The organism is Photobacterium carnosum (assembly GCF_021236965.1).
GTDB classification, from domain to species: Bacteria; Pseudomonadota; Gammaproteobacteria; order Enterobacterales; family Vibrionaceae; genus Photobacterium; species Photobacterium carnosum.
Genome location: NZ_WMDN01000002.1, coordinates 213309 through 231904 on the forward strand (window position 1 = coordinate 213309; position 18596 = coordinate 231904).

Annotated in this window: 17 protein-coding genes; 13 read left to right on the top strand and 4 right to left on the bottom strand. The window is 40.5% G+C overall.

Features of this window, described 5'->3' with window-relative positions:
• Window positions 1–29: 29 nt before the first annotated feature.
• Window positions 30–572 carry a replication initiation negative regulator SeqA gene (seqA, locus tag GLP24_RS02945; protein ID WP_101767380.1) on the top strand — a complete coding sequence of 181 codons (543 nt, stop codon included), beginning with the start codon at window positions 30–32 and terminating at the stop codon, window positions 570–572.
• A gap of 30 nt (window positions 573–602) precedes the next feature.
• Window positions 603–2249 carry a phosphoglucomutase (alpha-D-glucose-1,6-bisphosphate-dependent) gene (gene pgm, locus GLP24_RS02950; RefSeq protein ID WP_232598718.1) on the top strand — a complete coding sequence of 549 codons (1647 nt, stop codon included), beginning with the start codon at window positions 603–605 and terminating at the stop codon, window positions 2247–2249.
• Window positions 2250–2333: 84 nt separating this feature from the next.
• Here the strand turns inward: pgm and GLP24_RS02955 are convergent, their stop codons facing one another.
• Window positions 2334–3119 carry a DUF1853 family protein gene (locus tag GLP24_RS02955; RefSeq protein WP_232578361.1) on the bottom strand — a complete coding sequence of 262 codons (786 nt, stop codon included), beginning with the start codon at window positions 3117–3119 and terminating at the stop codon, window positions 2334–2336.
• Window positions 3120–3245: 126 nt separating this feature from the next.
• On the opposite strand from GLP24_RS02955, the gene GLP24_RS02960 reads away from it, so the two are divergent.
• Window positions 3246–3449: a DUF2517 family protein gene (locus GLP24_RS02960; protein WP_101767185.1), complete on the top strand. Its 204-nt coding sequence runs from the start codon at window positions 3246–3248 to the stop codon at window positions 3447–3449.
• A 185-nt stretch (window positions 3450–3634) separates the two neighbouring features.
• The gene (locus GLP24_RS02965; protein WP_232603506.1) at window positions 3635–4393 is read left to right on the top strand and encodes a Nif3-like dinuclear metal center hexameric protein; all 759 of its coding nucleotides are present in this window, start codon (window positions 3635–3637) and stop codon (window positions 4391–4393) included.
• Between the two features lie 138 nt (window positions 4394–4531).
• On the opposite strand, the gene GLP24_RS02970 is transcribed toward GLP24_RS02965, so the two are convergent.
• Entirely contained in the window at window positions 4532–5821 is a 1290-nt protein-coding gene (locus tag GLP24_RS02970) for a citrate synthase (protein ID WP_101767183.1), read from the bottom strand.
• 388 nt (window positions 5822–6209) lie between these two features.
• Here GLP24_RS02970 and sdhC point away from each other — a divergent pair, with 388 nt between their 5' ends.
• From sdhC to sucD, 8 genes are all read left to right on the top strand, one after another.
• Entirely contained in the window at window positions 6210–6611 is a 402-nt protein-coding gene (gene sdhC / locus GLP24_RS02975; protein WP_227990255.1) for a succinate dehydrogenase cytochrome b556 subunit, read from the top strand.
• Window positions 6605–6952, top strand: a complete 348-nt coding sequence (gene sdhD, locus GLP24_RS02980) for a succinate dehydrogenase, hydrophobic membrane anchor protein (protein WP_152652919.1) — start codon at window positions 6605–6607, stop codon at window positions 6950–6952. The genes sdhC and sdhD overlap by 7 nt, the downstream gene beginning before the upstream one ends.
• Window positions 6952–8718 carry a succinate dehydrogenase flavoprotein subunit gene (gene sdhA, locus GLP24_RS02985; protein ID WP_232615499.1) on the top strand — a complete coding sequence of 589 codons (1767 nt, stop codon included), beginning with the start codon at window positions 6952–6954 and terminating at the stop codon, window positions 8716–8718. Before sdhD ends, sdhA begins: the two co-directional genes overlap by 1 nt.
• A gap of 15 nt (window positions 8719–8733) precedes the next feature.
• Window positions 8734–9447, top strand: a complete 714-nt coding sequence (locus GLP24_RS02990) for a succinate dehydrogenase iron-sulfur subunit (protein ID WP_101767179.1) — start codon at window positions 8734–8736, stop codon at window positions 9445–9447.
• A 107-nt stretch (window positions 9448–9554) separates the two neighbouring features.
• Entirely contained in the window at window positions 9555–12386 is a 2832-nt protein-coding gene (sucA, locus tag GLP24_RS02995) for a 2-oxoglutarate dehydrogenase E1 component (protein ID WP_232615500.1), read from the top strand.
• A gap of 26 nt (window positions 12387–12412) precedes the next feature.
• Window positions 12413–13633 (top strand): 2-oxoglutarate dehydrogenase complex dihydrolipoyllysine-residue succinyltransferase, encoded by a 1221-nt coding sequence (odhB, locus tag GLP24_RS03000; RefSeq protein ID WP_101767177.1) that lies wholly within the window; start codon window positions 12413–12415, stop codon window positions 13631–13633.
• A 145-nt stretch (window positions 13634–13778) separates the two neighbouring features.
• Complete coding sequence (gene sucC, locus GLP24_RS03005) at window positions 13779–14945, top strand: ADP-forming succinate--CoA ligase subunit beta (RefSeq protein ID WP_232602368.1); 1167 nt, start codon at window positions 13779–13781, stop codon at window positions 14943–14945.
• Window positions 14945–15817, top strand: a complete 873-nt coding sequence (gene sucD, locus GLP24_RS03010) for a succinate--CoA ligase subunit alpha (RefSeq protein ID WP_101767175.1) — start codon at window positions 14945–14947, stop codon at window positions 15815–15817. The genes sucC and sucD overlap by 1 nt, the downstream gene beginning before the upstream one ends.
• 108 nt (window positions 15818–15925) lie before the next feature.
• Here the strand turns inward: sucD and znuB are convergent, their stop codons facing one another.
• Complete coding sequence (znuB, locus tag GLP24_RS03015; protein WP_101767174.1) at window positions 15926–16711, bottom strand: zinc ABC transporter permease subunit ZnuB; 786 nt, start codon at window positions 16709–16711, stop codon at window positions 15926–15928.
• On the bottom strand, window positions 16711–17475 hold the full coding sequence (gene znuC / locus GLP24_RS03020; protein WP_232615501.1) for a zinc ABC transporter ATP-binding protein ZnuC: 765 nt from the start codon (window positions 17473–17475) through the stop codon (window positions 16711–16713). Before znuC ends, znuB begins: the two co-directional genes overlap by 1 nt.
• 160 nt (window positions 17476–17635) lie before the next feature.
• Here znuC and znuA point away from each other — a divergent pair, with 160 nt between their 5' ends.
• On the top strand, window positions 17636–18595 hold the full coding sequence (gene znuA, locus GLP24_RS03025) for a zinc ABC transporter substrate-binding protein ZnuA (RefSeq protein ID WP_101767172.1): 960 nt from the start codon (window positions 17636–17638) through the stop codon (window positions 18593–18595).
• The last annotated feature ends 1 nt before the right edge of the window (window position 18596 follow it).

Consider the following 18596-nt stretch of genomic DNA (forward strand, 5'->3'; position numbering starts at 1 on the left):
TTTTAAACGGAATGATAATGAATAATACCATGAAGACTATTGAGGTAGACGAAGAGCTATATCGTTATATCGCTAGCCAAACGCAACATATTGGTGAAAGCGCTTCTGATATTTTACGTCGCTTGCTTATGGTGCCAGAGGAACAATTGCAGCAACCTGAAGTTGTGATGCCTGTTCGTCCTAAAGGGATTGTTGTGAGCAGAGATGCAGGCAATGAGCCAACCATGGATCGCGTTAAAGAAATGCGGACGGTGTTAATTTCAGATGAATTTGCGGCGCAAGAAAAAGCAATTGGCCGTTTTATGCTGATCTTATCTTCTCTTTATCATATTGATGCTGATGGTTTTGCTGAAGCGGCAGCAATTAAAGGGCGTACGCGTGTTTATTTTGCCCATGATGAAGAAACATTGCTCGCAAGTGGTAAAACGACGAAGCCAAAAGCTATCTCAACCACCCCATTTTGGGTGATCACAAATACTAATACTGACCGAAAGCGTCAGATGATTGATCAATTAATGACAAAAATGGGCTTTGGCTCTGATATTATTGATAAAGTTTGTGGTGAGATATAATCACGATTGAGTATTTACAAGGATAAAACAATGGCAATCCATCCTCGTGCGGGTCAACGCGCTCAGCAAGAAGATATGCATAATATTCCAGCGCTTGTTGCTAATTATTTTCTGATTGAGCCTAATGCGACTGATCCGTTACAAAAAGTAGCCTTCGGTACTTCAGGACATCGTGGTACTGCAGATAAAGGTACCTTTAACCAGCATCATATTTGGGCTATTGCTCAAGCAATCGCTGAGGTTCGTCTTGCTAATGGTTTGACTGGGCCGCTATTTTTAGGTAAGGATACCCATGCTTTATCTGAGCCTGCATTTACTTCAACATTAGAAGTATTGGTAGCGAATAACGTTACGGTTGTGGTTCAAGAAGGGTTGGGTTATACACCAACCCCTGGCATTTCTTATGCAATTCTTTGTCATAATAAAGAGCATGCTGATAAAGCTGATGGCATTGTCATTACTCCATCGCATAATCCACCTCAAGATGGTGGTATTAAGTATAACCCTGTTCATGGTGGTCCTGCTGAAAGTGAGTTAACTACCGCGATTGAACAGCGCGCTAATGAGATTATTGCTAATGGCATGGTTGACGTAAAGCGTGTATCAATCACAGATGCCTTTGCTTCTAAATTTGTTATTCAGAAAGATTTAGTTGCACCTTATGTAGCTGACTTAGTTAATGTTATTGATATTGATGCTATTCAGAAAGCGAACTTAAAGTTGGGTGTTGATCCTCTTGGTGGTTCGGGTATTGAATATTGGCGTCAGATTGCACAGTACTATGCACTAGACTTAACTTTAGTTAATGAATCTATCGATCCATCATTCCGTTTTATGTCATTGGACAAAGATGGTGTAGTGCGTATGGATTGTTCATCGCCTTACGCGATGGCAGGCTTACTTGCGTATAAAGATAATTATGATTTAGCGTTTGGTAATGATCCTGACTATGACCGTCACGGTATTGTAACGCCCGCTGGTTTGATGAATCCGAATCATTATTTGGCTGTGTGTATTGATTACCTCTTCCGTCACCGTAGTGGTTGGAGTGAGCAAGTTGCGGTTGGTAAAACGTTAGTATCAAGCGCAATTATTGATCGTGTCGTTGCGGCATTAGGTCGCGAATTAGTTGAAGTTCCAGTGGGCTTTAAATGGTTTGTTGATGGCCTATATAACGGTACTTTGGGCTTTGGCGGCGAAGAAAGTGCGGGAGCTTCTTTCTTACGTAAAGATGGTACGCCTTGGTCAACAGATAAAGACGGTATTCTTTTATGTCTACTTGCTGCGGAAATTACGGCAGTAACAGGTAAGAATCCACAACAATATTATGATGAACTTGCCGTTAAGTTTGGTAGTTCAGAGTATGCTCGCCTACAAGCTGTTGCTAATAAAGAACAAAAAGCAGTGTTAAGTAAGTTGTCACCAGAAATGGTTGCGGCTAAAACCTTGGCTGGTGAACCTATTCTGGCTCGACTAACACATGCTCCAGGTAATGGTGCAGCGATTGGTGGTTTGAAAGTAACCACTGAAAACGGTTGGTTTGCAGCTCGCCCATCAGGTACAGAAGATATCTACAAAATTTATTGTGAAAGCTTTAAAGGTAAAGAGCATCTAGCCCTTATCGAAAAAGAAGCACAAGATATCGTAAGTAAAGTTTTTAGTGATGCTGGTTTATAATAATTCAGCACCATAACGGATAATGCATTCGAAAAAACGCCCTAATTACTCTCTTTTTTATTGAAAGAGTATTAGGGCGTTTTTTTATAGCTCGCGATTATGCAGAGGCCAATGATTTGGCATAATAAACCACACGTTGTTATTACTATCAATAGCTTGAGTGGGAACAGTAACGTTAGCAATATCAAGTGTTGCTGTTAATTGTGAAAAGAGGGGCGGTGCTATCCATTGACGTTTTTCTAATGTGCGTAGCGTCAGTGCCGATGCTTGTGAACAATAGCACCAATGACCTTTCAAGCTGGTGGGGTTAATAACCATAGAAGAGCCTGATTGAGTCTCTGGCCACGCATCAAATAAACGTCCTTGCATAATTAACCGACGTTGGGTGGGTATTGAATAATCAAGGTGTTCAAAGGCGGGATGTGCGGTAAGTTGCAGCTGATGATCCTGCATTCTATTTGTCTTTTTATCTAAATTATCGTTAGCATTTGGACCTGGCCATTGATGCTGGAAGCATAAATAAAATTTGATAGCCACTTCCCAATGTTCAATTTCATCACTGCAATGGTTATGAACTAAAAAATCAATGGCCCCGACAGTTTGTTGCTGCCACTGTAATTGAATTTCTTCGCCAATCAGGCTGTAATCTGGATGATGAATGATTAATTGTTGCCATAGCCATTGATAATAAAAGCCTAAACGGGTGTTACCGTGGTAGTTAACATTAGTCGGAATAATGGCTTTTTTTGAAAATTGGTGTAGCCATTGATTGCTGATGCTGTAATCACCATAAGTAACAAGATTAGGCATCGTCAACAGCGCATGAAAATCAGCGGTCGTTTGATAATTAGAATCATGATTCTGTAACATATTGACACATTCCTCGAAGTAAACGTTTTCTTTACCATTGTTGACTAATCATTGACCGAGTTTCTGTAGTATTCTTTCATTTATTGGATTAAAGTACCAATAGGTTTATAAGGTCAGGAGCTAGCAATGTACACCCAGTTTTCAATGACGAATATTATCTCTCGTCGTATTTATACAGTTTTATTAGGATTAGTGTGTTTACCTGTGCTGCTTTTGATTCCTGTTAATAAACGTACACGATTAACCAGTTATATGTACCGATATTGGTCACAGACAAGCACTAAACCATTATGGTTGTCACGACTTGATCATGGTACTCAGCGTCGCTAATGAGTCTATTGAGAATGACAATTTGTTGTTGAAAAAGCTGCCGATGGCGGCTTTTTTTGTATTTATAATAATATAAGCACTGTGGGGGATTGATTTTGTTGATTGAGATTGTCACTAAAGGCTGATATTTTTTGAATAAGATGTTGTAGAGTCAATAGCATAACGTTATTAAAAAAGGATGGGCAATGAATAATCTTAAATTAGAAGCTTTGTTAAATGATTTTTTATCACCACACTTGATGAAAGATTATTGTCCGAATGGATTACAGATAGAAGGTAACGCCGAGATAACTAAAATAATTACGGGTGTTACTGCTTGTCAGGCATTGATTGATCGTGCCATTGCAGAACATGCAGATGCTATTCTTGTTCATCATGGTTTTTTCTGGAAAGGAGAGTCTGCTGAAATTCGAGGAATGAAATATCGTCGTATTAAAGCATTAATTGAAAATGGCATTAATCTTTACGCCTATCATCTACCCCTCGATGTACATCAACAGGTGGGTAATAACGTTCAGTTAGCGCAGCGTCTTGGGTTAGATATTAGTGGTGGATTAGAAATTAATAACCCTCGTTCAATTGCTATTTATGGTGAACTTGATACGCCATTAACAGGGGAAGAGTTTGCAGCGCGTATTGCGATGGCATTGCAACGTGAACCACTACATATCGGTGATAATGCACCAGCACTAATAAAAAAAGTGGGTTGGTGTACTGGTGGTGGTCAAGATTATATTGAACTTGCGGTAGATCAAGGTTGTGATGCGTTTATTTCTGGCGAAGTCTCTGAACGAACAACCCATATTGCACGTGAACTTGGCATTCATTATTTTGCAGCAGGGCATCATGCGACAGAGCGTTATGGGGTTAAGGCGTTAGGTGAGTGGCTAGCGAAAGAACATGGTTTTGATGTTGAATTTATAGATATTAATAATCCAGTATAACAAATTGCAGTGATTGGTATTATTTCCAAAATGGTGTAATAACCTATCATTAATAGAATAAAAAAGGTTGAGCCTTAGTCTCAACCTTTTTTATTCTGCTCGAACCTCGAACCTCGAACCTCGAACCTCGAACCTCAGTTATTCACGTTCATGGAGAGGTTTAAACTCTCGTTGTGAATAACCCGTATAAAGCTGACGTGGACGACCAATACGGTTCGTCGGATCACTATGCATTTCGTTCCAATGCGCAATCCAGCCAATAACACGTGACATCGCAAAAATAACCGTAAACATTGATACTGGAATACCAATCGCTTTAAGGATAATACCCGAGTAGAAATCAACATTCGGATATAGCTTTTTACTGACAAAGTATTCATCCGACAGTGCAATACGTTCAAGTTCCATTGCAACATCAAGTAATGGATTGTCAATCTTTAGTTCGTCAAGCACTTCGTGACAGGCTTCACGCATGACTGTTGCACGTGGGTCATAGTTTTTATATACCCGATGTCCAAAGCCCATTAAGCGGAATGGATCATCTTTATCTTTAGCGCGCTCAATAAACTCAGGAATATTTTCTACGCAACCAATCTCTTCAAGCATTTTTAGACAAGCTTCATTAGCGCCGCCGTGTGCAGGCCCCCAAAGTGATGCAATACCCGCTGCAATACAAGCAAATGGGTTAGCGCCAGACGATCCGGCTAAACGAACCGTTGAGGTTGATGCATTTTGTTCGTGGTCAGCATGAAGGGTGAAAATTTTATCCATTGCTCGAGAAACAATAGGGCTAACTTCGTACTCTTCACATGGCGTAGCAAACATCATATGTAGGAAGTTCTCTGCATAATCAAGGTCATTACGCGGATAAATAAATGGCTGACCAGTGGTGTATTTATGACACATTGCCGCCAAAGTAGGCATTTTTGATAGTAGTCTAAAAGCGGTTATTTCACGGTGAAGATCATTATTAATATCTAATGAATCATGGTAGAACGCTGATAATGCACCGACAACACCACACATAATTGCCATTGGATGGGCATCACGGCGGAAGCCATGGAAGAAACTCGCAATTTGTTCATGAACCATGGTGTGACGTGTAACGGTAGTACGGAATTGTTCATATTCAGCACGGGTAGGTACTTCACCATAAAGCAGAACGTAACAAACTTCTAAGTAATCAGCATTATTCGCTAATTGATCGATAGGAAAGCCACGATGTAACAAAATTCCTTTATCACCATCAATATACGTGATTTGAGATTCACATGAGGCTGTCGCTAGAAAACCTGGATCAAATGTAAAAAAACCGCTTGCGCCTAGTTTTCGCACATCGATTACATCTTGGCCCTCTGAGCCCTCGATAATCGGCAGTTCGATAGGTGCTTTCCCTTCTATATGAAGAGTAGCTTTCTTATCTGCCATAACAATCTCCTTTGTTATTTGTAGAATCCTGAATCCGAAACGGATGTATATTTGTTGTACCGCTAGGTAAGCCAATTGTCAATTTTTGTATTCATTAATGTGCGATTGTTAATAACTTTTCTATATTTGTATGTTTTTTGTGAACTTGACGTGTAATAACATGTAACTAGGTTTGTTTTTGAATGTTACGCTAGGTATAGTTACGTTGATATTTGGTTGTAGTATAGATGAAATGTTGTTAATGGACTGCGTAAGGAATGCGGTTGAAAGACAAAGCGATTATATTGCTCAACACTTTGCTTTTAATGATAGCGTAGCATTTTTTAACTGTTTCTTGATGGCTCACTATAGAAACAATCAATGCGTTTAATAAAAATAAAATGCTTTAATAAAGCTGAGTGAGCAAAATGTGAAAGTAAAGAAACCTAGACCAGTTAACCTCGACTTACAAACTATGTGTTTTCCTTTAACGGCGATCGCATCAATCCTACATCGAGTATCGGGCGTGATTACGTTCGTTGCTATCGCTATTTTATTATGGCTCCTGAACTTGTCTTTATCTTCTCCCGACGGTTTCTCTACAGCTGTCAGTATTACTGACAGTGGGATAGTGACGTTTGTATTATGGGGAATATTAACTGCACTGTTTTATCATATTGTTCTAGGTATTCGTCACTTATTGATGGATCTGGGGTATTTTGAAGAAATGGATATAGGTATTACGAGTACCAAAGTGAGCTTTATTATTGTGGCCATATTATCCTTATTTGCAGGAGTATTAGTATGGTAGCCAATGTATCTTCTGTTGGACGTAATGGTGTGCATGATTTTATTTTAATCCGTGTAACTGCCATTATTCTGACGTTATATACTTTTTATTTAGTAGGTTTTTTTGCGTTTGGCCCTGAAATAACATTTGTTTCTTGGCAAGCATTTTTTGGGCAACTGACCACTAAAGTTTTTACTCTGCTCGCTTTGGTATCCATTTTAATTCATGCGTGGATTGGTTTATGGCAAGTACTGACTGATTACATTAAACCTGCAGTATTAAGAGCTTGTTTGCAGTTTGTTATTGTCACGATTCTATTTATTTATCTATTTTCAGGTTTCTTCATTGTGTGGGGTGTGTAGTGGTTATTGCTATTCGTGAATTTGATGCGGTTGTTATCGGTGCTGGTGGTGCAGGTATGCGCGCCGCACTACAAATATCAGAACAAGGCTTAAAATGTGCCTTGTTATCAAAAGTATTTCCTACCCGTTCTCATACAGTGTCGGCACAAGGAGGGATCACTGTTGCATTAGGTAATTCGCATCCTGATAACTGGCAATGGCATATGTACGATACCGTTAAAGGTTCTGATTATATTGGTGATCAGAATGCGATTGAATATATGTGTAAAAATGGACCTAAGTCTGTCATTGAACTTGAAAAAATGGGCTTACCTTTTTCTCGGTTTGATGATGGAAGTATTTATCAGCGTCCATTTGGTGGTCAATCAAAAGAGTTTGGTGGTGAGCAAGCGGCACGTACTGCAGCCGCAGCTGATCGAACTGGCCATGCATTGCTCCATACGCTTTATCAGCAAAACATTAAGCATAAAACCACAATATTTTCTGAGTGGTATGCCCTTGATTTAGTTAAAAATGAAGATGGCGCTATTTTGGGTTGTACTGCTTTGTGTATGGAAACGGGTGAAGTGTGTTACTTCAATGCCAAAGCGACAATTTTAGCGACCGGTGGTGCTGGGCGTATTTATGCCTCAACCACTAATGCCCATATTAATACGGGTGATGGTGTTGGTATGGCATTGCGTGCTGGTGTACCCATGCAAGATATGGAAATGTGGCAATTCCATCCGACGGGTATTGCTGGTGCTGGCGTATTAGTGACTGAAGGTTGTCGTGGCGAAGGGGGCTATTTACTTAACAAAGACGGCGAACGCTTTATGGAGCGTTATGCGCCAAATGCCAAAGATTTAGCTGGTCGTGATGTAGTTGCTCGTTCAATGATGGTTGAAATTCGAGAAGGACGTGGATGCGATGGCCCGTGGGGTCCTCACTTGAAGTTAAAACTTGATCACTTAGGTAAAGACGTACTTGAATCGCGCTTACCAGGTATTTGTGAGTTATCACGTACATTTGCCCATATTGATCCGGTTAAAGAGCCTATTCCCGTAATTCCAACCTGTCATTACATGATGGGTGGTGTGCCAACTCAAGTATCAGGCCAAGCATTGAAACAAAATGCAGCAGGTGTTGATGAAGAAATTCGAGGTTTGTTTGCCTGTGGTGAAATAGCATCAGTATCAGTGCATGGTGCTAATCGTTTAGGTGGCAATTCATTACTTGATTTAGTCGTCTTTGGACGCGCAACAGGCCTGCATTTAGGTCAAACATTATTAGCGCAAGCCGATGCAACACCCGCGACAGATGCTGATATTGAAGCGTCTCTTGCTCGTATTAATCGCTGGAACAATACCCAAGAAGGCGAAGACCCAGTTCAAATTCGTAAAGATTTGCAAGCGTGTATGCAAAATAACTTCTCGGTATTTAGAGAGGGCGAGGCAATGGCTGCGGGCTTGGAAGAACTTAAAGTGATTCGTAAACGTTTGCAGCATGCACGATTAGATGATACTTCAACCGAGTTTAATACTCAGCGTATTGAATGTTTAGAATTAGATAACCTCATGGAAACCGCAATGGCAACAGCGATTGCCGCTAATTACCGTACTGAAAGTCGTGGTGCTCATGCTCGATTTGATTTTCCCGATCGTGATGATACAAATTGGTTATGCCATTCTATTTATAATCCAGAAACAGAAGCGATGACGAAACGTGATGTCAATATGGCACCGATTCATCGTGAAGCGTTTCCGCCGAAAGCGCGTGTTTATTAACGGGAGATCACCACGATGAAACTGAATTTTTCAATTTACCGTTACAACCCAGATGCTGATGATGTTCCGTATATGCAAGATTATCAGCTTGATGTACCTGATGGCTCAGATATGATGGTACTAGACGCGTTAATTTTACTTAAAGAACAAGATGCTAGCTTGTCTTTCCGTCGCTCTTGCCGTGAGGGAGTGTGTGGTTCTGATGGTATTAATATGAATGGTAAGAATGGTTTAGCTTGTATTACGCCATTATCAGCTTTAATTAATACCAGTGCGATTGTTATTCGTCCGTTACCAGGGTTGCCCGTGATTCGTGATTTAATCATTGATATGGGCCAGTTCTACAGTAACTATGAAAAAGTAAAACCATTTCTAATTGATAATGCCACTCTTCCGCCTGCAAGAGAAAATCTGCAATCACCTGAAGATCGTGCGCAGTTAGATGGTCTATATGAATGTATTATGTGTGCCTGTTGCTCAACCGCATGCCCATCATTTTGGTGGAATCCTGATAAGTTTATTGGCCCCGCCGGTTTATTGGCGGCCTATCGATGGTTAATTGATAGCCGTGATACGGCAACGGATGAAAGATTATCTGATCTCGATGATGCATTTAGTGTTTTTCGTTGCCATGGCATAATGAACTGTGTAAATGTTTGTCCTAAGGGATTAAATCCCACCAAAGCGATTGGACACATAAAATCTATGCTGCTTAAGCGAGCAGTTTAAAAATATCGATATGTTAGTGAGTCAATGTTGTTTGCAAGACTCACTAACCGGAATGCTCGGTATTAGACCGATGCCAATGGCGATAAATCAGTAGTTAAGGGAAAATAATGCAGAATAGCGTTATGAAGGCATGGCTTGAGTCTTCACATTTAGCTGGCGCCAACGCAACTTATATAGAAGATCTTTACGAGTTGTATCTTAGCGATCCAGAGTTAGTTGATATCCAATGGCAAAAAGTATTTGTTGATCTGCCTATTGTTAATAACGTAATTATTGAACAGCCTCACTCTCGTGTACGTGATTACTTTAGACGTCTAGCAAAAGAAACCCATTTTTTAAGTGCTGTCGTTAACGATCCTGATGTTGATGCTAAGCAAGTTAAAGTATTGCAATTAATCAATGCTTATCGTTTTCGTGGTCATCAAAATGCCAATCTAGATCCCTTGGGATTATGGCAACGTGATCATGTTGCTGATCTCGATCCTGAGTTTCACTCGTTAACCGCTGATGACTTCAATGAAACATTCAATGTTGGTTCGTTTGCGATTGGCCAAGAAACCATGAAACTCAGTGAAATATATGCCGCACTTAAAAAGACCTATTGTGGGTCAATTGGTGCTGAATATATGCATATTACTGATACTGATGAAAAACGTTGGATCCAACAGCGACTTGAATCAGTCATGGGTACAGGGTCTTTTACTGCTGAAGAACAATTGTGTTTTCTTGATGAATTAACGGCAGCTGAAGGTCTTGAGCGTTATTTAGGTGCAAAATTCCCAGGAGCAAAACGTTTCTCATTAGAAGGTGGCGATGCCATGATTCCAATGATGAAAGAGTTAATTCGTCATGCAGGCTCACAAGGTGTGCGTGAAGTAGTTGTGGGCATGGCTCACCGTGGCCGCTTAAATATGTTAGTTAACGTATTAGGCAAAAAGCCGCAAGATTTATTTGATGAATTTGCAGGTAAACATGGTGAAAGTTGGGGAACCGGTGATGTGAAATATCATCAAGGTTTTTCTGCTGATTTTGCAACCCCTGGTGGTGATGTTCATCTAGCATTAGCATTTAACCCATCACATCTTGAGATTGTAAATCCAGTGGTTGTCGGTTCAGTGCGAGCACGACAAGATCGTTTAGGTGATGATACTGGCGATAAAGTGTTGCCGATTACTATTCACGGTGATTCAGCTATTGCAGGTCAAGGTGTTGTTGCTGAAACCTTTAATATGTCTCAAGCTCGTGGTTATAGTGTTGGCGGTACGGTTCGTATTGTTATCAATAACCAAGTGGGTTTTACAACGTCAAACCCACAAGACACACGCTCAACTGAATACTGTACTGATATTGCTAAAATGGTACAGGCGCCTATTTTCCACGTAAATGCGGATGATCCTGAAGCGGTTGCTTTTGTGACTCGATTGGCGTTTGATTATCGCCATGAGTTTAAGCGTGATGTGGTGATTGATTTGGTCTGTTATCGCCGTCATGGTCATAACGAAGCTGATGAACCCAATGCTACCCAGCCATTGATGTATCAAAAAATTAAAAAGCACCCAACGCCACGTAAATTATATGCTGACTATTTAACTGAAATTGGCACGTTTGGTTTAGATATCGCAACAGGTTTAGTGAATGAATATCGTGATGCATTAGATCGTGGAGAGTGTGTTGTTAAAGAATGGCGACCAATGAAATTACATTCTGTCGATTGGGCTCCTTATTTAGGTCATGACTGGACAATTGATTGGAACAGTAAAGTTGATGAGCAGCGTTTGCAAGAGCTTGGTAGTCGTTTGTGCCAATATCCAGCCAGTCATCAATTACAAAGCCGCGTTCAAAAAATTTATAACGATCGCTTAGCCATGTTTGCGGGTGAGAAAGCGTTTGATTGGGGGATGGCTGAAAACTTGGCGTATGCAACATTGGTTGATGAAGGGCATCGTATTCGTATTACGGGCCAAGATTCAGGTCGTGGTACATTTTTCCACCGTCATGCGGTATTACATAATCAAGAAGATGCCAGTACCTATATTCCATTAACTCATATTCATAATGGTCAAGGGCCATTTGAAGTGATTGATTCAGTATTATCTGAAGAAGCTGTGCTTGCGTTTGAATATGGTTATGCAACCGCTGAGCCCAGTGGTTTAACTATCTGGGAAGCGCAGTTTGGTGATTTTGCTAATGGTGCTCAAGTGGTGATTGATCAATTTATTAGTTCTGGCGAACAAAAGTGGGGTCGGATGTGTGGTTTAACCATGCTATTGCCTCATGGATATGAAGGTCAAGGCCCTGAACATTCATCGGCACGTCTTGAACGCTATTTACAATTATGTGCTGAACAGAATATGCAAGTAGTTGTGCCATCAACACCGGCTCAAGTTTATCATATGATTCGCCGTCAAGTTGTACGTCCAATGCGCCGCCCTCTGATTGTAATGTCACCTAAGTCATTGTTGCGTCATCCATTGTGTACATCGATATTGGATGAATTGGCGAACGGTACTTTCTTCGCTGCCATTGGTGAGGTGGATGAATTACCCGCTCAAAACGTACAGCGGGTGGTATTCTGTTCAGGTAAAGTGTATTACGATTTGTTAGAGCAACGCCGTAAAAATGAACAGACGAATGTTGCAATTGTGAGGATTGAACAATTGTATCCTTTCCCGAAAGAAGATGTTGAAGCGGCTATTGCAGATTATAAACATGTAACAGATTTCGTGTGGTGTCAGGAAGAACCTCAAAATCAAGGGGCATGGTATTCTAGTCAACATAATTTCTATTCTGCTTTACCTGCCGGATCACTATTACGTTATGCCGGACGTCCAGCATCAGCATCACCCGCTGTAGGGTATATGTCTGTACACTTGAAACAACAAAAAGCGTTAGTTGAAGACGCATTAACTATTGAATCTCAAGACCATTCTAATAATTAGAACGAGAACAAAAGGACAATACCGATATGACAATCGAAATTCTGGTTCCTGACCTTCCGGAATCTGTTGCTGATGCAACTGTAGCCACATGGCACAAACAACCCGGTGACACTGTTACTCGTGATGAGGTCTTGGTTGACATTGAAACTGATAAAGTTGTACTTGAAGTTCCAGCTCCTGAAGATGGTGTGTTAGAGGCTATTTTTGAGATAGAAGGGACAACGGTATTAACTCGGCAATTGATTGGTAAAATCAGAGTTAATGCTGTTGCAGGCGAACCAACATTAGATGTGTTGGCTGATGCTGAATCATCGCCAAATAAACGTAATACAGCGTCATTAAACGAAGAAAATAGCGAAGCATTAAGCCCTGCTGTGCGCCGTTTATTAGGTGAACATGGTATTGCGGCTGAAAAAGTAAAGGGTACCGGTGTTGGTGGACGTATTACTCGTGAAGATGTTGATACTTACTTGAAAAATATTGTAGCAGTCGCTGCGACACCAAAAACAGTGGAAGCTAAAATTGAGCATGAATTACCTTTAGCGCACCGCAGTGAAAAGCGTGTACCAATGACACGATTACGTAAGCGCGTTGCTGAACGTTTGCTGGAAGCGAAAAACAGTACCGCCATGTTAACAACATTTAATGAAGTTAATATGAAGCCAATTATGGATCTGCGTAAGCAATATAAAGATGTGTTTGAGCAGCGCCATGGTATTCGTCTTGGCTTTATGTCGTTCTATGTGAAGGCGGTTGTTGAAGCATTAAAGCGCTACCCAGAAGTGAATGCATCGATTGATGGTGATGACATTGTTTATCATAACTTCTTTGATATTAGCATTGCCGTCTCAACACCTCGTGGTTTAGTTACCCCCGTGTTGCGAGATTGTGATAAGTTAAGTTTGGCTGAGATTGAAAAAGGTATTCGTGACTTAGCGCTTAAAGGTCGTGATGGTAAATTAACGGTTGATGATCTTATTGGTGGTAATTTTACCATTACTAACGGCGGGGTATTTGGTTCGTTAATGTCAACGCCAATTATTAACCTACCTCAAGCGGCTATCTTAGGTATGCATAAAATCCAAGATCGTCCGATGGCAGTTAATGGTCAAGTTGAAATTTTGCCAATGATGTACCTTGCACTTTCTTATGATCATCGTTTAGTTGATGGTCGTGAATCTGTGGGTTATTTAGTAACAATTAAAGAATTACTTGAAGATCCAACCCGTTTATTACTCGACGTATAAAGGACTAAATAGTTAACCGAATCAGTGCTCATTATTCGGTTAACTTCCTTCCCGTTTAATGAAAACAGTAAACATGACGTAGTGATGAAGAGGTATCAAAGAATATCTCAAATGGATTTAATGAGTCCCAAAGGGATAAAACATTATGAATTTGCACGAGTATCAAGCAAAACAACTATTCGCTGAATATGGTTTACCTGTGCCAGAAGGCTATGCTTGTGATACCCCACAAGAAGCAGCAGAAGCAACAGGTAAAATTGGCGGTGAAAAATGGGTGGTAAAATGTCAAGTTCACGCTGGTGGTCGAGGAAAGGCTGGTGGTGTTGAGCTACATGATAACAAAGAAGGTATTAAGCAATTTGCTCAACGTTGGTTAGGTAAAAACTTAGTGACTTACCAGACGGATGCTATGGGTCAACCCGTAACAAAAGTATTGGTAGAAGCTGCATCTAGTATTGCGACCGAATTATATCTTGGCGCAGTTGTTGATCGTAGTTCACAGCGTATTGTTTTCATGGCATCGACAGAAGGTGGTGTGGAAATTGAAAAAGTAGCTGAAGAAACACCTCATCTCATTCATAAAGTAGCGATAGATCCTTTAGTGGGACCTCAACCTTATCAAGGGCGCGAATTAGCTTTTAAACTCGGTCTACAAGGCGATCAAGTAAAACAATTTACCACGATATTTTTAGGGCTGGGTAAGATGTTTGCTGAGTGTGATCTAGCATTGCTTGAAGTGAATCCTCTTATTATTACGGGGGACGGTACACTTCTCTGTTTAGATGGCAAAGTGAATGTTGATGCTAATGCATTATATCGCCAGCCTAAATTACGCCAAATGCATGATGCTTCACAAGAAGATGAAAGAGAAGCCCATGCTGCACAGTGGGAGCTTAATTACGTTGCACTTGACGGTAATATTGGCTGTATGGTCAATGGTGCTGGTTTAGCGATGGGAACGATGGATATTGTTAATCTCCATGGTGGTCATCCAGCAAACTTTTTAGATGTTGGTGGTGGTGCAACCAAAGAACGCGTCACAGAAGCGTTTAAAATTATTCTTTCAGACAGTAATGTAAAAGCCGTTTTAGTGAATATTTTTGGCGGTATTGTACGTTGTGATTTGATTGCTGACGGTATCATTGGTGCTATTGCAGAAGTCGGTGTAAAAGTGCCGGTTGTGGTACGTCTTGAAGGTAATAATGCTGAAGTTGGCACTGCAAAACTGGCTGATAGTGGTCTCAATATTATTGCTGCCACTTCGTTAACAGAAGCCGCTGAGAAAGTTGTTGCTGCTGCGGAGGGTAAATAATGTCGATACTTATTAATAAAGATACTAAAGTCATTTGCCAAGGTTTTACTGGTAGCCAAGGCTCATTTCATTCAGAACAAGCGCTTGCTTACGGTACACAACTTGTCGGCGGTGTGTCTCCGGGGAAAGGTGGCATGATGCATCTGGGCTTACCTGTATTTAATACAGTCCGTGATGCGGTTAAAGCAACGGGCGCAACGGCAACCGTCATTTATGTACCTGCTCCTTTTTGTAAAGATGCGATTTTAGAAGCCATTGATGCAGGTGTTGAGCTGATTGTTACTATTACTGAAGGTATTCCGACCTTAGATATGCTGGATGTTAAAGTACGTTTAGATGCTAAAGGCGTACGTATGATCGGCCCTAACTGCCCAGGTATTATTACACCGGATGAGTGTAAGATTGGGATCATGCCCGGTCATATTCATAAAGCCGGTAAAGTGGGTATTGTTTCACGTTCAGGAACTTTAACGTATGAAGCTGTAAAGCAAACAACCGATGAAGGCTTTGGTCAATCAACGTGTGTTGGTATCGGTGGTGATCCGATCCCTGGCTCTAATTTTATTGATATTCTTGAAATGTTTGAAAAAGATCCGGCGACAGAAGCTATTGTAATGATTGGTGAAATTGGTGGTACTGCAGAAGAAGAAGCAGCTGTATATATTAAAGCCAATGTTACTAAACCTGTAGTGTCATATATTGCAGGTGTTACTGCGCCTGAAGGTAAACGTATGGGCCATGCTGGTGCAATTATTTCAGGTGGGAAAGGGACGGCAGAAGAAAAATTTGCAGCCCTTGAAGCTGCGGGTGTAAAAACGGTCCAAAGCTTGGCTGATATTGGTAAGGCATTACGCGAAGTGACCAATTGGTAAGTTAATATTGAGTATAACGTTTAGTGCATAAAAATTAAGTAAATAAAAACCCGCTTACACAATTGTGTTGCGGGTTTTTTATTGGTGATTTTTATGTAATGAATACGGTTAGCGTTGGGTCGGCTTAAATTGACTTAACATAAATAGTGCTGCGGCCGATACCACGACGGAAGGGCCAGCAGGAGTATCATAGTGCCATGACATTGCCAGTCCAAGTACCACTGAAATTGAACCAATAATAGAGGCAATAACGGCCATTGATTCAGGACTCTGAGCGAAACGTCGCGCTGTTGCTGCTGGAATGATTAACAGTGAGGTGATGATTAACGCCCCCACAAATTTCATCGCGACAGCGATCACCATACCGACCATTAACATTAATAATAATCGCATTAAATCAACATTGACGCCTTCAACTTGTGCCATTTCTTCGCTGATGGTCATTGATAATAATGGTCGCCATAAGTAGATAAGTAATGCGATCACAATCGTGCCACCGCCATAAATCCACATTAGGTCGTTGGTCGTAACAGCCAGTAAATCACCAAACAAATACGCCATTAAATCAATACGAACATTGTCTAAAAAGCTCACCGCGACTAAGCCAAGTGATAATGCACTATGGGCTAAAATACCAAGTAGGGTATCTGTTGCAACATAACGTTGCTTTTGTAAGGTTACCAAAATAACCGCGAGGACTAAGCAGCAAATAACTAACGCAAGGTTTAAGTTAATATTAAACAAAAATCCTAAAGCTATGCCCAGTAATGACGCATGCGACAGCGTATCACCAAAATAAGCCATTTTTCGCCATACAACAAATGATCCCAAAGGACCTGCTAATAGGGCAATCCCAATACCCGCAATTAATGCGGGAAGTAGAAACTCAATCATTATTTATTATTATCCTGATGATTATTACAGCACGTTGATGGTGTTGTTGAATCACCGTGTTGGTGGTTATGCTGATGTTGGTACAACGCAAGTTGTTCACTGGCTTGACGGCCAAATAATGCAATATATTTAGGGTGGTTGGTCACACTAAATGGGCTGCCAGAGCAACATATATGATGTTGTAAACAAATTACTTTATCGGTTTTTTCCATGACCAGATGCAAATCATGTGAAACCATTAATATTGCACAATTGAGTAAATCACGTAATTGCTGAATTAAGCGATATAGCTCTAATTGTCCCGTCACATCAACCCCTTGAACGGGTTCATCTAAGACTAATAAATCAGGTTTTTGTAACAATGCACGAGCTAATAATACCCGTTGCATTTCACCACCTGATAAACGGTGCATGTCACTATCAATTAAGCGTGAACCGTTAACCATGGTCAATGCTTCTTGGCGTTGTTCCAATGAATAACGACCAGCTAAACGCATAAATCGATCGACGGAAAGTGGCAACGTACTATTAAGGTGTAGTTTTTGTGGTACGTAACCAATGCGAATTCCTTTCTGACGAATGACTTTTCCTAATGTTGGTTTTTGTAATCCAGTGATTACTTTAACTAGCGTGGATTTACCTGCGCCATTAGGACCAATAAGAGTTGTGATTTCACCACGCTCTAATTTGAGTGCAACATTATCTAAAACATTACGTCCAGAGAAGGCCACTGTGAGTGATTGTAATTCTACTAATGTTGTCATAAAGCATGCTTAAAATAAGAGTTTGTCAAAATGTTATGTTATATTATAACATCTATGTTTTACATGTGTTACTGTTAATACGCGCCGATTATAGCCAATAGAGAAAAATTTCTTTACTGATAATCAATAATTTTTGTTTTTATATTTTATGGGAAAAATCATGCACCGTTTAACTTCTCTATTTTGTGCTACTGCTCTTGTTGCTTCTGGCTCGGCATTAGCATCTGATACCTTTAATGTGGTGACTACTGTTAAGCCCTTAAATCTTATTGTTAGTGAATTAACTCAAGGTGTAGCAACCAGTGAGTTTGTTATTCCATCAGGATCATCACCACACGATTATGCATTACGTCCCTCTGATGTTAGAAAGTTAAAACAAGCTGATCTTGTGGTGTGGGTTGGACCTGAATTAGAGTCATTTTTAGTTAAAACAATGGCATCAAAACCTGAAAATATTGCATTGAGTCAACAACATGAGATTAACTTTCGTTATTATGCGGAAGATGAGCAAGAACATGCAGGACATGAAACTGAAATTGAAGCAGATCACGCGCATGAAGGACATGATCATGCATCTGAACATGAAGGGCATCACCATAACCATAATGGAATCGACCCTCATTTATGGCTAGGACCAGATCAAGCAGTGCAAGCAGCAAATGTCATAACTAAGGCATTGATCAAGTATGACCCGTTGCATAAAAATACATATACAGCTAATCTTTCTACATTCACAACAGAAGTTCAGTTAGCGGTTACTCAGCTTAATAAGCAGTTAAAACCATTAAGTGATAAAGGCTATTATGTTTTTCATGATGGTTATGGCTATTTTGAGCAACAATTTAAGTTAGATAATCTGGGACACTTTACTGTTGAACCTGATCGTCGTCCTGGCGCTAAAACATTATTATCTATTCGCGAAGCGTTAAAAAACAACCAAGCGTATTGTGTTTTTAGTGAGCCACAATTTTCGCCTGCTGTTGTGAAGTCTGTAACCAAAGGAACGAATGTTAAAATAGGGACTCTTGACCCAATGGCAACGGATATCGTTGAGGGCAAGGGGGGATATGTCCGTTTTCTGAATGAACTTGGAGAACGATTTAGTAAGTGTCTTAATTAAT